The sequence below is a fragment of the Candidatus Pelagibacter sp. PS_02 genome, from assembly GCF_059418065.1.
In genome coordinates, this window is the sequence record NZ_CM182079.1 from 492,929 (window position 1) to 508,837 (window position 15,909).

10 protein-coding genes are annotated in these 15,909 nt (G+C 31.1%); 5 read left to right on the forward strand and 5 right to left on the reverse strand.

Features of this window, described 5'->3' with window-relative positions:
* Positions 1-70: 70 nt before the first annotated feature.
* The 5 genes from AC5SL4_RS02645 to AC5SL4_RS02665 are packed head-to-tail and all read right to left on the reverse strand — an operon-like array spanning position 71 to position 5,294.
* Entirely contained in the window at positions 71-862 is a 792-nt protein-coding gene (locus AC5SL4_RS02645) for an indole-3-glycerol phosphate synthase TrpC (RefSeq protein ID WP_011282040.1), read from the reverse strand.
* Positions 855-1,847 (reverse strand): anthranilate phosphoribosyltransferase, encoded by a 993-nt coding sequence (trpD, locus tag AC5SL4_RS02650; RefSeq protein WP_494587528.1) that lies wholly within the window; start codon positions 1,845-1,847, stop codon positions 855-857. Before trpD ends, AC5SL4_RS02645 begins: the two co-directional genes overlap by 8 nt.
* The gene (locus tag AC5SL4_RS02655) at positions 1,844-2,419 is read right to left on the reverse strand and encodes an anthranilate synthase component II (protein WP_027306562.1); all 576 of its coding nucleotides are present in this window, start codon (positions 2,417-2,419) and stop codon (positions 1,844-1,846) included. Before AC5SL4_RS02655 ends, trpD begins: the two co-directional genes overlap by 4 nt.
* On the reverse strand, positions 2,419-3,873 hold the full coding sequence (trpE, locus tag AC5SL4_RS02660; RefSeq protein WP_494587529.1) for an anthranilate synthase component I: 1,455 nt from the start codon (positions 3,871-3,873) through the stop codon (positions 2,419-2,421). The genes AC5SL4_RS02655 and trpE overlap by 1 nt, the downstream gene beginning before the upstream one ends.
* Positions 3,873-5,294, reverse strand: coding sequence for a SurA N-terminal domain-containing protein (locus AC5SL4_RS02665; RefSeq protein WP_011282044.1), 1,422 nt, complete (start codon positions 5,292-5,294; stop codon positions 3,873-3,875). The genes trpE and AC5SL4_RS02665 overlap by 1 nt, the downstream gene beginning before the upstream one ends.
* Before the next feature lie 56 nt (positions 5,295-5,350).
* Here AC5SL4_RS02665 and AC5SL4_RS02670 point away from each other — a divergent pair, with 56 nt between their 5' ends.
* The 5 genes from AC5SL4_RS02670 to AC5SL4_RS02690 all read left to right on the forward strand — a co-directional run bounded on the left by AC5SL4_RS02670 (position 5,351) and on the right by AC5SL4_RS02690 (position 15,899).
* Positions 5,351-6,091, forward strand: a complete 741-nt coding sequence (locus tag AC5SL4_RS02670) for a triose-phosphate isomerase (RefSeq protein ID WP_006996994.1) — start codon at positions 5,351-5,353, stop codon at positions 6,089-6,091.
* A gap of 5 nt (positions 6,092-6,096) precedes the next feature.
* Positions 6,097-6,396, forward strand: coding sequence for a preprotein translocase subunit SecG (gene secG / locus AC5SL4_RS02675; protein WP_006996993.1), 300 nt, complete (start codon positions 6,097-6,099; stop codon positions 6,394-6,396).
* 85 nt (positions 6,397-6,481) lie between these two features.
* Entirely contained in the window at positions 6,482-8,398 is a 1,917-nt protein-coding gene (locus AC5SL4_RS02680) for a TolC family protein (protein WP_494587530.1), read from the forward strand.
* A gap of 14 nt (positions 8,399-8,412) precedes the next feature.
* Positions 8,413-8,640 (forward strand): hypothetical protein, encoded by a 228-nt coding sequence (locus tag AC5SL4_RS02685; RefSeq protein ID WP_011282048.1) that lies wholly within the window; start codon positions 8,413-8,415, stop codon positions 8,638-8,640.
* Between the two features lie 56 nt (positions 8,641-8,696).
* Positions 8,697-15,899 (forward strand): cadherin-like domain-containing protein, encoded by a 7,203-nt coding sequence (locus AC5SL4_RS02690; RefSeq protein ID WP_494587531.1) that lies wholly within the window; start codon positions 8,697-8,699, stop codon positions 15,897-15,899.
* Positions 15,900-15,909: the final 10 nt, after the last annotated feature.

The following is a 15,909-nucleotide window of genomic DNA, read 5'->3' on the forward strand; positions in this document are numbered from 1 at the left end:
AAATCTGTTCTACAAGTGTTCTTTTAATTCTGCAATAGCTAAAAAATGTTTAAAATAGGGGCTTATTTTACTAGAGAACGGAAAAAATAGAATTTTTATTTAAATTTTTTAAAAGTGATTCACCAATTAAAAAAGTTTTTATTTCTGTTTTGTTCTCTAAAGAAAGAAGTTCTTCCTTTGTTTTAATGCCGCTTTCAGAAATTAAAGGGGAGGAGTGATTACTTAAGACGTTATAGATATCATAAGTTGTATTAAGATCTGTTTTTAAAGTTTTAAGATTTCTATTATTTATTCCAATTAATGCTTCTTTAAAGTTAAGAGCTTTTTCAGCTTCTTCAATTGTATGGACCTCAACAATTATTGACATATTAAGTCTCATTGCTTCTTCATATAACTCATTAGCAAGGTCGTCAGAGACACCAGCTAATATAATTAATATTGCATCCGCACCATAACTTTTTGCAAGAGGTACTTGAAACTTATCAATAAAAAAATCTTTACATAAGACAGGTAAATTTATTTTTTCTTTCACTTTACTAATGTCACTTAGGCTGCCCAAAAAGAAATCTTCTTCAGTAAGAATTGATAAACATGTTGCTTTATTGTTATTGTAGATTTTTGCAATTTCTATAGGGTTATAATCATCTATTATAATACCAGCAGATGGGCTTGCCTTTTTTATTTCTGCAATTAGTGAAATTTTATTATTATCAATGTTGTTTTGAATTTTATCTTTAAAGTTAATAAATGATTTATTTTGATCTATTTGTTCATTTAAAGAATTTAATGAAATTGATTTTTTTAATAAATCAACTTTTTCAATTTTTTTTTTAATAATTTCCTCTAGTACATCTTTAGACATTTTGAATTTCCTTTAAGTCATTGTATGTTTTTCCTGACAATATATGTGTTCTTGCTTCGTTATAAGCATCAATAAAAATTGTATATTTTTCTGAAACGATAAGACCTGCTGCAGCATTTAAACAAACAGCCTTTGAAAAATCATTATCCTCACCTTTAAATATATCTAACATTTTATTTGCGTTAAATTTTGCATCATCACCAAGTAAATTTTCAAATTTATTTGCACCTATATTTAGTTTTATAGGATCAATTAACATTTCAGAAATTTTACCATCTTTTAATTGAACAACATTAGTTTTTGAATAGGGTGATATTTCATCCAATCCATCTTCACTATTTACAATCCAGGCAAATTTAATATCTAAATTATTCAAAGCATTAGCAAAAATTTTTAATAGTTTTTTATCAAAAACACCAATTACTTGTCTATCAACTAGTGCAGGACTACTTAAGGGACCAATCATATTAAAAATTGTTCTTTTTCCTATTTTTTTTCGAGTAGGACCAACAAACCTCATTGCACTGTGATAGTTAGGTGCAAACATAAAACCAAAGTTATTTTTTTTAATTTGTTCCTCAATATCTTTAGGCTCTAAATCTATCTTTATATTTAAAGCTTCCAAAACATCTCCTGAACCACATTTAGAGGAAACAGCTTTATTGCCATGTTTTGCAACCTTTATCCCCATACTAGATAGAAGTAGTGCTGAAGCGGTTGAAATATTAAGTGTGTTCATACCGTCTCCACCCGTTCCACATGTATCTATACAATCATCAACGTTAACTCTTTTAGATTTATCTCTTAATACAAAAACCCCTCCAGCAATTTCATCTGAGCTCTCACCTTTAGATGAAAGTAGAGTTAAAAAATCAAAAATCTCATCATCTGAAGCTTTGCCATTCATTAGGATTTCAAAAGCATTTTTGCTTTCAGCAAATGATAAATCTTGTTTATCTTTTAATTTATCTATGAAAACTTTCATTTACTTTTGTAATTAATAAAATTTTTTAATATTTTAATTCCAATGGTAGTTTTTATACTTTCAGGGTGAAATTGAACACCGTGAATATTATATTTTTTATGCATTATGCCCATGATAATTCCATCTTCAGTTTCTGCAGTAATTTCAAGATGATCAGATAACGTTTTTTTATCAACTATAAGACTGTGATACCTTGTAGCTTCAAATTTAGAGGGAAGATTTTTAAGTATACCTATTTTTTTTGATTTTATAAAACTAGTTTTCCCATGCATTAACTTTTTTGCTTGAATAATTTTTGAACCGAAAACTTGGCCAATAATTTGATGACCTAAACATACTCCAAGAATTGGTATTTTTCTATAAAGTGCTTTTACTATTTTAATACAATTTCCTGATTGATTTGGATTACCTGGTCCTGGTGATATAATAATTTTGTCATATCTAATTTTTAGTATTTGTGTATGGGTGATTTTATCATTTCTAACCACATCAACTTTAACGCCTAGTGATGATACATAGTGATATAAGTTAAATGTAAAACTATCATAGTTATCTATTAATAAAATTTTCATTATTTTAATGCATTCATTAAAGCTTTGGCTTTATTAACAGTTTCTTCGTATTCTTTAATTGGATTACTGTCAGCTACTATTCCTGCACCAGCTTGGACATAAAATTTTTTATTTTTTACAACAGCAGTTCTTAATGCAATGCATGTGTCAAACTCACCATTCGCAGAAAAATAACCTATACCCCCAGCATATACTTTTCTTTTAGTGGTTTCTAGCTCATCAATAATTTCCATAGCTCTAATTTTAGGTGCACCAGAAACAGTCCCTGCAGGAAATCCAGCAAGTAGTGATTTAAATTTTGAAATTTTATTATTATAAGCACCCATCACATTGGAAACTATATGCATTACATGAGAGTATTTCTCGATCATAAAACTATCTGTAACTTTAACAGTTCCTATTTTAGAAACTTTACCAGCATCATTTCTACCCAAGTCAAGTAGCATCAAATGTTCAGAAAGTTCTTTTTTATCTTTAAGCAAATCTTTTGCAAAAAAGTTATCCTCTTTTAAATTTTTACCCCTAGGTCTAGTTCCAGCAATTGGTCTAACAGTAATTTTGTTATCTCTTAGTCTTACTAAAATTTCTGGACTAGCGCCTATAATTTGAAAATCATCAAAATTAAAAAAATACATAAATGGAGATGGGTTAGTAATTCTAAGTTTTTTATAAATTTCTAATGGTCTTTTAGACAATTTAGCTTCAAACCTTTGACTTAAGACGACTTGAAAAATATCTCCAATTTTTATGTATTTTTTAGCTTTGTTTACCATCTTTAAAAACTTATTTTTGGTTGTATTAGATTTAATTTTTATATTTTTGACAATGGCTTTATTAAAATCTTTTTTTTGGAGAGAAGCTTGAATTAATAATTCATTTATTTGTTTTTCAATTTCAAGGTATTTATTCTTATAGTTTGTAATTTTTTCATCCTTAAAGATATTAACAATATAAAAAATCTTTTTTTTCAAGTTATCGTGGACAACTAACACCCTTGGTCTTAAAAGCCTTACATCAGGTAGTTTTAAATCATCTCTACATTTGTTTGGAATTTTTTCTATGTATCTAATTGAATCATAAGAAAAATAACCAGAAATTAATGAACTAATAGGAGGAAGCCCTGATGGTATCTTAAATTTAAATTCTTCAATTATCTTTTCTATAATTTTTTCAGGTTTTCCTTTAATTCTTTTTTTAGTTTTGTTTGTAACTAAATATGAATTATTATTATTGAACTCCCAAATTTTATCAGGGTTTTTACCAAAAATAGTGTATCTACCTCTTATTTTCCCCTTTTCTACGGATTCAAAAACAAAACTATTTTTTTCTATAAGAAAATTATCTATTAGATTTAGGATTTCGTCATCATTTCTTATTTTCCTAGTGGTGTAGAGGATTTGATTTTTGTTTCTTTTATGTTGAAACTTAAAATCATTAAAGTTTCTGTTTAACATTATTTAAAATAATTTTTAACTCGCTCAAGTGTTTTTTCATTCACAACAACTTGGTATCTGTTATTTAAAAATAAATCATATGATTTTAAAATATTATTTTTACTTTGAGCTCCCTCTTCAGAAGATATTTTTCCAAAATTAGCAGAATTTTTGTTAATGTTTTTTTCTTCGTATTTTATAGTCTTTGCAATAAACACATCATTTTCATTGTTTGCAATTAATGTAAAAGAATTAATAGGAAGAGAATAGAGTATTTGAATTGAGTTTGTCTCAAATTTTTTAGTATCATTTATAGAATCTAGCTTAATTTCTTTTATATTGTTTTTACCAAACTCATCAAATGACACTTGATTGAATGTTTTTTTATTAATTTTTTCTAAAATATTTTTATTAAATTCTAACTTTTCTTTTTGAAATAGAAGATTTGTAATTTGTTCTTTAATTATAGGATTTTCAAGATCTGGCAATTTAGAGATTGAATTATTTATATTGTAAAAAATATAAGCACCATTATTTTCAAGAATTTCAATTTTATCTTCTCTTGAATTATAGATCATATTTTCTATTATTTTTTTATTATCAAGATTTATGTATGAGTTAACTTCGGTAGGGGAAATATCCAAATTTTTAACTATAGTTTTAAAGTCAATATTTTTTGATATTTGGTTTTCTATATCGTCAATTTTATCAAAAAATGCTTGATTAAAATCATCAATACCTAGTAAGTTTTTTGGGCTAATTTCAACAAAAGAGAAATCAATATAATCTTGTTTTAATTTTTCTGCATTTTCTTCAACGAAAAACTTAATATCGTTATCTGTAAACATTTCCTTTTTTTTATAAAAGGTACTTAGATCGATATATTCGATATCTAATTTTTTGTTATTTTCTTTATAAAATTTATTAATTAAAAATTCTGGTGATTTTGTTCCACCACTTATGTAGGTAAATAATTGTTTTTGAAGTTCATTATTTTTCAAGCGTATTTCAAACATGGCTGCAGAAGAATTATTTGTTAATAAAAATTTTTCATATAATGTTCTTTGAAATAATCCATTTTCATCATGGAAATTTTTATTATTTTTAATTTTTCTAATCAATACGTCTTCTGTGATTGAAAGATTAAGTTCTTCTATTTCAAGATCAAGAAGAGTCGTGGATACTAATGTAGATAAAAGTTCTTCTATAATATTTTTATCGATATTTTCTTTAATTACCTGTTGGCTTAATCCTGATTCATTTAAATAATCCATAAAATCTTGTGTAGAAATATTAGTATTATTTATCTTAGCTATGTTGTTTTGATTGCCAGTGCTAAATCCTCCACCAAAACCACCAAAACCAAAAGCTACTATAATTACAAAAATTAGTAGTAGACCACCAATTTTCTTTTTAGAAAAATTTTTAAAAGGATTTATCATTACTTCATTAATTTATTGATCTTTAAAATACCAAGCTATAGATTAAATTTTTCATTATGACAAATAAATATATGTATTTTGTAGCTAATTGGAAAATGTATGGGAATTTATCTTCTTTAAATACATTGGATAAAGTTATTAGATTTTCAAAATCTAAAGAAATAAAGGGAGGTAGATTAATTTACTGCCCTCCAAATACTTTAATAAGTTCTTTTGCTAAAAAATTTAATAATTGTCAAATTGGTATTGGTGGACAAAATTGTCATGAAAGCAAAGATTATGGTGCTCACACTGGCCATGTTAATTCCCGTATGTTAAAAAACATTGGTGCGCATTTTGTAATTATTGGTCATTCTGAAAATAGAAAACAAGGTGAGAGTGATAAACTAATTAATCTAAAAATAAAAAGTGCTCTCGAAGCTAAATTAAAAGTTATTTTTTGTATTGGTGAAACTTTAAGTGAAAAAAGAAAAAAAAAGACACGTTCAATTTTATCTAAACAAATTAAAATTGGTCTAAAAAATATTAAAAATAAATCTAATATTTTTATTGCTTATGAGCCTGTTTGGGCTATTGGCAGTGGCATTATACCAAAATCATATGATCTTTTTAAAACTATAGAATTTATTAAAAGTAAATTTAGAGATAAATTGCCAAAAGTTTTATATGGAGGTTCAGTCAACCCTGAAAATATTACAAACTTAAAAAAAATTAATAATATTGATGGTTTTTTGATTGGTGGTGCATCTCAAAGTGCTAAAAAATTTATTGATATAGTCAAAAAAACGTATAGTTAAGCCACATGGAAAATATTTTATTAGTAGTCAACTTAGTACTAGCAACAATACTTGTACTTTTGATACTTGTACAAAAATCAGAAGGTGGTGCTCTTGGCATAGGTGTCTCTCAGGATAATTTTATGCTTTCCAGATCTGCAGGTAATTTTATGGGGAAGGCTACTGCAGTAGTTGCAACTTTATTTATAATTTGTAGCTTAGCTTTAACAATTATATCTAGAGGTGAGTTAACACCTACTGAATCAGTTTTGGATATCATTGAAGAAAAGTCTAGTGATACACCTTCAATTCCTGAAAATAATTAAAAAATTAAAAAAAAGTTTAAGAAATAAATACTTTTTACCTTTAAAACCCCAAACTGGTCACTCAACCTTTATTAGAATATTTCTAATGATTTATAAAGAGTTCGTGTACCAAAAAATTATAAAAATTGTATTAATCTTAAGCCTTAGCTTGTTGGCTTCGTGCGCCAATAGAGGCCCATTGCCATTTTCTTTTGATTTTTTAAAGAAATCTGCTGATGAAGATATTGAAAAAATTTCAAAAATTAGAAAGCAAAATGAAATATTACAAAAAAACTTAGACATTGATTTATATACAGCGATCGCCCTTGCAATCGAAAATAACAAAGATTTAAAAGTAAAATTATTCGAAACCGCATTAGCGGACCGTCAATTGAAAGACGTAAAGTTTGACATGTTACCAACCATGTCAGCTAATGCAGGTTATTCTGGAAGTGACAATTATCAATCATCCACAAGTGCAACTGTTGGAAATAATGATATAGCAGCATCCAAAGGGTCTACATACTCTACATCACGAAATAGAGATGTTGTTGATCAAGATATAGGTTTTGCTTGGAACGCACTTGATTTTGGTTTGTCTTATATCAGAGCAGGGCAAACAAGCGATCGATTTTTAATTGCAAAAGAGATAGAAAAAAAATCAGCTAACAATATTGCAAAAGAAGTTATTCGATCTTATTGGAATGCTCTTTCTGCAGATAAGTTAATTCAAAAATACGATCCTTTAATTAAAAAAGTAAAAATAGCTTTAAGCGACTCTCAAAAAATAGAAGAGATGTTGCTACAAAAACCAATGGATGCACTTTTGTATCAAAAAGAATTGCTAGATATAAAGAGAGCTTTAATTACACAAAGACAAACTTTAATTAATTCTAAAATTGAATTAGGAACCTTAATGGGATTGTTACCCAATCAAAGCTATAAATTGGTAGCAACCAATCAGCCTATCAATATTTTAGACATGGATTTAAAAAACATGGAAAAACATGCTTTAGTTAGTAGAGCAGAGTTATTAGAAAACCGATATCAAGAAAGAATATCCGTTGCTGAAACTAAAGTTGGATTAAGATCTTTGTTACCTAATTTTAATATTAACGCAGCTTTCACAAGTTCTTCAAATGATTATCTACAAAATAAATCAAATTTTGAATTTGGTTCTTCAGTTGGCGCAAACTTATTAAATGTCTTTAGAGCACCATCGATTAAGAAAATGAATGAGGCAAATACAGAAATTATTAAAGAACAACGTCTTGCTTTATCTATGGCTATCTTATCACAAGTTCATTTAGCAAATATTGATTTTCAAATGAGCATGGAAGAATATGATACGGCTGAACGTTATTTAAAAGTTTCAACAAAAATTGCCAACCAAGTTCGAAACGCACAAAAAATTGCAAGATTTGGTGAGTTAGAATTAATTAGAGAAGAAGCGGGTACTCTTGTTGCTGAACTAAGAAGAGATATTTCATTTTCTAAAATGCAACATTCAATTGCACAAGTTTATACATCAGTTGGAATTGATATTACCACCAGAGACACCATAGTAGGGGGAACGGAATTATTTGCATATGAAATTAAGAATAAATTTAGTGGTTTAGGTAAAAAATACATTGCAAAAGTAACAGAACCTATTCAAAAACAAAATCCAGTTGCTAAACAATTTGATGAAAATTATAAAAAATTTGAATTTTCAGATAAAACATTCAAACTTGAAGGTCAAGGTTCTGTTCAATATTCAGCAAGATTAGCAAATGATCAACCATTACCTAGTTGGATAGATTTTTTACCAACGCAAAGAGCGTTTTTAATAGACTCGGTACTAAAAGGTGACATTCATGAAATAGAGCTCATTGTTAATGCAAAAAATATCAATTCTACAGTTGATGATCAATTTACTTTGATAGTGGATCCAATTTTAAAGAGCCAAAAAGATTTAGCAAAAATAATAGGTACCACATTAAAAGAAAAAGCTGAAATAGTTAAAGCTTCAAAAATCCAATAAATTAAGGAGATCTAATGAAGAAAATTACAAAGAATATTAAGGTTAAAGTTGCCTCGAATAAAAAAAAAGTTTCAGGAAACATATTGAATGCACCTAAAACACATAAATTACCTCGTGTGGTTAAAGCAAGAGCAGGACAAACTATAACAGGTAAAATTGGAGGTATTAGAAAGACACCCAATAAATCAATTGCAAAACCAGGACAAACAATAACTGGTAAAATTAGACGAAGAACCAATTGACCCAAAAACCTAAAAAGAAACAGAAAATATTTATAGAAGCCCTTGAGCAGAGGATAATGCTCGACGGAGCAGGGGCCTCAACCTTTTTGGATTTAATTGATGAACGTAATCAAGAAGAGATAAAAAAAAACTCTAAAATAATCGATACCACTAAAGACAACAATGAAGTTCCTTTTGCAAACACTGCAAGAGACCAAAACAAAAAAAATGTAGTCTTTATTGATAGTGCTGTCTCTGATTATGAAACCATTATTAATTCATTTAAAGAAAACACTGAGTTTTATTTAATCAACTCCAATGAAGATGGATTTAAAAGAATTAGTGAAATTTTAAATGATCGAAAAGATATTGATGGTTTACACATCATCGGTCACGGTAGTGCTGGACAAATTTTATTTGGTAATGCCTTTTTAAATAACGATACCATCACTAATTACCAATCAACTTTAGCATCCATTGGTCAATCGTTAACCACAAGTGGAGATATTTTATTTTATGGTTGTAATGTAGCTTCCACTGAACAAGGTGAAATTTTAATTAAAAAAATATCAGAAATCACCAAAGCAGATATTGCAGCGTCAGATGACCTTACTGGTAAAAGTGGTGACTGGGAGCTAGAGAAAAAAATTGGAATTATTGAAACTGAAAACGTTAAAGTTTTACCATATAATGCAAACTTAGATATTGTTAGTCTAAGCAATACTGTCAATCTTGGATCGAGTGGAAATGTTTCTGAAGGTGGTACCGGAACTACCAGAAGCACATACAGTTATTACATTGCACCTGAAAAAACATCAGTATCATTAACTTCGAGCGATTATGTTTCACAGATAGATCCTGATACAGCAACATCTTTCACCGGTAATAATAGCACTGGAAATACTGGCCTTTCACTTCGAACATTGAGTTCATTACATGGTTTAAGTTCAGCCATTGTTGATAGTTATTTGGTGTTTTTAAATTATAATAATAGTAATACTAATAGTGCTAAGTCGGGATATGTAAAATTTGATAACGAAATACTTGGAGTATTTCTAGACCATGACTACACATACAACACTTCGAATACAATAAATAATAAATATAAATCAACTACTCTTACTTATGGAAGTAATTTTGCAGGAGGTAGACTTTTAGAAAGTGGTGGTGAGGAATTTAAAGTTGACACAAGCAGTTTTACAAGAAATGAGGACGAATTTAGTATATCAAATTCTTCAGGTACTAATAATCTTTTAAGATTTAGTTTCGAAAATGGTAATGGTGGTGACTATATAAGAGTTATTGTAAAAACTAATGTGGATCCAAGTGCTGTTGCAGATACTGGTTATATTCAAGAAGGTAAAACATTAACTGTTGCTAATAGTGGATCAGCAGTTGCTGGCACGACTACTGGAAGTAATACAGGTGATATAACTGATAATGATACAGATGCCAATAATGACAGTTTAACTGTCACACATATTCAACATAGTGGCGCAGGTTCTTCAACTTCTGTAACAAATGTTACTTATAATCATGGATCAGCAACTTCAGTAAATGGAACTTATGGAACCTTAACCATTGGTTCAGATGGTTCTTATCAATACGTTGCAAGTTCAGATATCAATAATTTAGATGCAGGTGAAGCAAATGTAACCGATGTCTTTACTTATACTGTATCAGATGGAAATGGTGGAACCGATACTGAAACATTAACTATAAATGTTATTCCAAGCCAAGATCTAACTGCAAGAAATGATACAGGTACTGTAAATGAAGATGCAACGTTAACTGTTGTAGATGGTGATAATGCTAACAGTATTACAACTGCTGCAACCTCATATAGTGTAGATGATGCTAAGAGTATTAGTGATCAAGAAACTAATGCTGCTGGACTTGCTTTTAGCAAAGATGGTTTAAAAATGTTTCATGCAGGAAATGATAATGATGATATTCATGAATACACTTTAACATCGGCATTTGATGTATCGTCAGCTTCTTACGTAGATTCTTTAGATGTCTCAGCAAGAGACACCCAAATTTATGGTATAACTTTTAATAATGATGGAACTAAGTTGTATTTCACCGGTGCTAACACAGCTGATGCAGTTTTTCAATATAGTTTAGGTACAGCTTACGATATTTCATCAGGAACATACGATAACGTTAGTTTATCTGTTGTAGACAATAGACCTTGTGGAATTCGTTTTAATAATGATGGAACAAAATTATTCGTAACTGGATTTGATAGTCAACGAATTGAAGAATATTCTCTATCAACAGCATTTGATATATCTTCATCTTCAGCTACGTATGCAGGTGATAGTGAAAGGTTAAATACATCGTCTTATGAAACTAAACCTAGAGACATTGAATTTAATAGCGATGGAACAAGATTATTTATTACCGGAGGTACGGGTGATGATATTACGGAATATGAATTATCTACTGCTTTTGATGTTTCTACAGCAACATATCATGGCGAATACGATACGTCATCACAAGACGTAGACACTTTTAGTTTAAGGTTTAATAACGATGGATCTAAAATGTTTATGTTGGGTTATGATTCAGATAAAGTTCATGAATATAATTTAACTAGTCCTTATAATTTAATAGATATTTCAGGTGAACATTCAGGAGATGTCATTAATACAAGTTCAACTGCTAATTATGATACAGACCCTGACAGCGATACGTTAACTATTACAAGTATTATAGCCACAACAGCTGGTGGAAGTGCTCAAACAACTTTCTCAAGTAATACTGAAGCGGTTACAGGTTCTTATGGTATTTTAACGATTAATTCTAATGGTTCATATCAATATGCAGCAACTTTAGATGCAACGGATGCACTAGATGCAGGGGATGTGGTAACAGATGTCTTTACATATATTGTATCTGATGGACAGGGTGAAACGGATACTGCAACTATTACAATTACAGTAATTGGTGTTAATGATGCACCAGTTGCAGATAATGAAACTGGGTCTGTTAATATCAGCCAAACTTTAACAGTTACAGATGGATCTTCAGATCTTTTAGATGGAGACACGGATCCTGATACAAGTGCTTCATTAAGTATATCTAGTATTGTTGCAACCACAGCAAGCGGAAGTGCTACAGCTGTAAATTCAGGAACTGCTTATAATTCAGGTTACACATCAGTTACTGGAAGTTATGGTACTTTGAGAGTTGGTGCAGATGGTACTTATCAATATATTGCAGGTTCAAGTGCAGGAACGGATGTTTTCACTTACACATTATCAGATGGAACAGCTACAGATACTGCTACTTTAACTATTACAGTTAATGCCTTACCGGTTGCACGTAATGATACCGGTAATATTAATGTTGGTGGAACTTTAACCGTTTCAAATAGTTCTAATGCAACAAGTGTGGATACAGCTACATTCAGTTCCTCAAATTCATACAGTTTAACTTACCCAGGTAATTCTTCTGATGTAATTTTTAATGATGATGGAACAAAAATGTATGTATCAGATTCTACTACTGGTTATATATACCACTACAATCTCTCAACTGCCTTTGATGTAAGTAGTGCATCTTACCTTAATCTTTATGGGAGTGGTTTTGGCGTCCAATCCATGGCATTTAATAATGATGGAACAAAATGGTTTATGCTAAATACAACCCAAATAAGAGAATACAGTGTTTCAACAGGATTTGATACAACTGCTAGTAACGTAAGCGCAACTACATTCAGTACTCTTAGTTCCCAAGACGCAGCTATGATGGGGGTAACCTTTAATAACGATGGAACTAAGATGTTCACCGTTGGTGCATCAAACGATAAAGTATATGAATACGCCCTAAGTACAGCTTTCGACGTTTCATCATCATCACTTTCATATACTGATAGTGTTAGTATTCAATCTCAAGAAATATACCCAACAGACATAAGATTTAATCACGATGGAACAAAAATGTATATCACAGGTACAAGTGGTCGAGATATTAACGAGTATACGTTGTCGACTGCCTTTGATATATCATCTACTGTTACCCATAAAGGTAGTTACAGTCTTACTTCTTCAGACTCGTATCCAGCTGGTTTTTCTTTTAATAATGATGGAACAAAACTTTTTACCACAGGTGGTAGTCACGATAGAGTTAATGAACATTCTTTAACAACTCCTTTCAGCCTAGTGGATGTCTCTGGTGAACATTCAGGTGATGTCATTAACACAAGTTCAACTAATAATTATGATACAGATCCTGATGGTGATACTTTAACAGTTACAAACATATCACATTCTAACACTAATACAGATACAGTTGACTCTGGTTCTACTTATTCTGACAGTGGAGGACAACCTGGAAGTATTGCGGGTACCTACGGAACAATAACTATTGGTGCAGATGGAAGTTATACTTATGTTGTTGCAGATAACAGTACAACGAATGCCCTTGATGCAGGCGATATTGTAACCGATGTATTTACTTATACTGTTTCAGATGGAAATGGTGGAACAGATACAGCAACTATAACCATAACAATTACTGGAATAAATGATGCGCCAACAGCAGATAATGATACAGATACTGTTACGGCAGCTGGTACTGTAACTGATGCCACTAATAGCGCTGGAACCTTAGTTTTAGGTGATACCGATGCTGATGCAAGTTCTAGTTTATATGTAACAAAAATTACTCACACTAACGGAAACAGCTCAGAGGTAACGTATAGCTCAACAAAATCATCGAATGCAGCAACCATTGTTGGTTCTAAAGGTACCTTAACATTTGGTTCAGATGGTAGTTATTCTTATACTGCAAATTTAAATGTCACAACAGGACCGGATATTTTTACTTACACCGTAACTGATGGAACCTCTACAACAACTGCAACACTTACAATCAATGTTGTAGTTAATCATTTTGGTTATATCCAAGAAGGTAAAACATTAACGGTTGCAAATACGGCCTCACTTGTTTCTGGTACAAGTACTGGAAGTAATACAGGAGACATTGTCTTTAATGATACTAGCGATACATATACTGTAACACATATCCAACCTAGTGGAAGTTCTACAACTGCTGTAACAAATGTTACTTACTCTCATGGTTCAGCAACTTCTGTTGAGGGTACTTATGGAACCTTAACCATTGGTTCAGATGGTAGTTATAACTATGTTGCAAACTCTAATATATCAGGTGTTAATGCAGGCGGTTCAAACGTAACCGACACATTTACTTACACCGAGAGTATTGGAGGTGTAGCCACTACAAAAACATTAACTATATATGTTATTCCAAGCCAAGATCTAACCGCACGTAATGATACCGGTAATATTAATGTTGGTGGAACTTTAACCGTTTCAAATAGTTCTAATGCAACAAGTGTGGATACAGCTACATTCAGTTCCTCAAATTCATACAGTTTAACTTACCCAACTAATTCTTCTGATGTAATTTTTAATGATGATGGAACAAAAATGTATGTATCAGATTCTACTACTGGTTATATATACCACTACAATCTCTCAACTGCCTTTGATGTAAGTAGTGCATCTTACCTTAATCTTTATGGGAGTGGTTTTGGCGTCCAATCCATGGCATTTAATAATGATGGAACAAAATGGTTTATGCTAAATACAACCCAAATAAGAGAATACAGTGTTTCAACAGGATTTGATACAACTGCTAGTAACGTAAGCGCAACTACATTCAGTACTCTTAGTTCCCAAGACGCAGCTATGATGGGGGTAACCTTTAATAACGATGGAACTAAGATGTTCACCGTTGGTGCATCAAACGATAAAGTATATGAATACGCCCTAAGTACAGCTTTCGACGTTTCATCATCATCACTTTCATATACTGATAGTGTTAGTATTCAATCTCAAGAAATATACCCAACAGACATAAGATTTAATCACGATGGAACAAAAATGTATATCACAGGTACAAGTGGTCGAGATATTAACGAGTATACGTTGTCGACTGCCTTTGATATATCATCTACTGTTACCCATAAAGGTAGTTACAGTCTTACTTCTTCAGACTCGTATCCAGCTGGTTTTTCTTTTAATAATGATGGAACAAAACTTTTTACCACAGGTGGTAGTTACGATAGAGTTAATGAACATTCTTTAACAACTCCTTTCAGCCTAGTGGATGTCTCTGGTGAACATTCAGGTGATGTCATTAACACAAGTTCAACTAATAATTATGATACAGACCCTGATAGCGACACACTAACTGTTACTGCAATTAGAACCGGTTCAGATGAAGGTAATGGTACAGGAGGTACTGTTGGTTCAGCCTTAACAGGATCGTATGGTAATTTAACAATTGCAGCAGATGGGTCTTATACTTATGTTGTTGCAGACAACAGTACAATAGATGCACTCGATGCAGGCGATATTGTAACGGATATCTTTAATTACACTGTATCTGATGGACAAGGCGAAACAGATATTGCAACTATAACCATAACAATTACTGGAGCAAACAATGCGCCAGTTGCAGATAATGATACAGATACTGTTACGGCAGCTGGTACTGTAACTGATGCCACTAATAGCGCTGGAACCTTAGTTTTAGGTGATACCGATGCTGATGCAAGTTCTAGTTTATATGTAACAAAAATTACTCACACTAACGGAAACAGCTCAGAGGTAACGTATAGCTCAACAAAATCATCGAATGCAGCAACCATTGTTGGTTCTAAAGGTACCTTAACATTTGGTTCAGATGGTAGTTATTCTTATACTGCAAATTTAAATGTCACAACAGGACCGGATATTTTTACTTACACCGTAACTGATGGAACCTCTACAACAACTGCAACACTTACAATCAATGTTGTAGTTAATCATTTTGGTTATATCCAAGAAGGTAAAACATTAACGGTTGCAAATACGGCCTCACTTGTTTCTGGTACAAGTACTGGAAGTAATACAGGAGACATTGTCTTTAATGATACTAGCGATACATATACTGTAACACATATCCAACCTAGTGGAAGTTCTACAACTGCTGTAACAAATGTTACTTACTCTCATGGTTCAGCAACTTCTGTTGAGGGTACTTATGGAACCTTAACCATTGGTTCAGATGGTAGTTATAACTATGTTGCAAACTCTAATATATCAGGTGTTAATGCAGGCGGTTCAAACGTAACCGACACATTTACTTACACCGAGAGTATTGGAGGTGTAGCCACTACAAAAACATTAACTATATATGTTATTCCAAGCCAAGATCTAACCGACGTAATGATACCGGTAATATTAATGTTGGTGGAACTTTAACCGTTTCAAA

Coding starts and splice junctions, on each gene's coding strand:
- AC5SL4_RS02645 (WP_011282040.1), bottom strand. CDS start 862: ATGTCTAAAGATGTACTAGAGGAAATTATTAAAAAAAAAATTGAAAAA.
- trpD (WP_494587528.1), bottom strand. CDS start 1,847: ATGAAAGTTTTCATAGATAAATTAAAAGATAAACAAGATTTATCATTT.
- AC5SL4_RS02655 (WP_027306562.1), bottom strand. CDS start 2,419: ATGAAAATTTTATTAATAGATAACTATGATAGTTTTACATTTAACTTA.
- trpE (WP_494587529.1), bottom strand. CDS start 3,873: ATGTTAAACAGAAACTTTAATGATTTTAAGTTTCAACATAAAAGAAAC.
- AC5SL4_RS02665 (WP_011282044.1), bottom strand. CDS start 5,294: ATGATAAATCCTTTTAAAAATTTTTCTAAAAAGAAAATTGGTGGTCTA.
- AC5SL4_RS02670 (WP_006996994.1), top strand. CDS start 5,351: ATGACAAATAAATATATGTATTTTGTAGCTAATTGGAAAATGTATGGG.
- secG (WP_006996993.1), top strand. CDS start 6,097: ATGGAAAATATTTTATTAGTAGTCAACTTAGTACTAGCAACAATACTT.
- AC5SL4_RS02680 (WP_494587530.1), top strand. CDS start 6,482: ATGATTTATAAAGAGTTCGTGTACCAAAAAATTATAAAAATTGTATTA.
- AC5SL4_RS02685 (WP_011282048.1), top strand. CDS start 8,413: ATGAAGAAAATTACAAAGAATATTAAGGTTAAAGTTGCCTCGAATAAA.
- AC5SL4_RS02690 (WP_494587531.1), top strand. CDS start 8,697: ATGCTCGACGGAGCAGGGGCCTCAACCTTTTTGGATTTAATTGATGAA.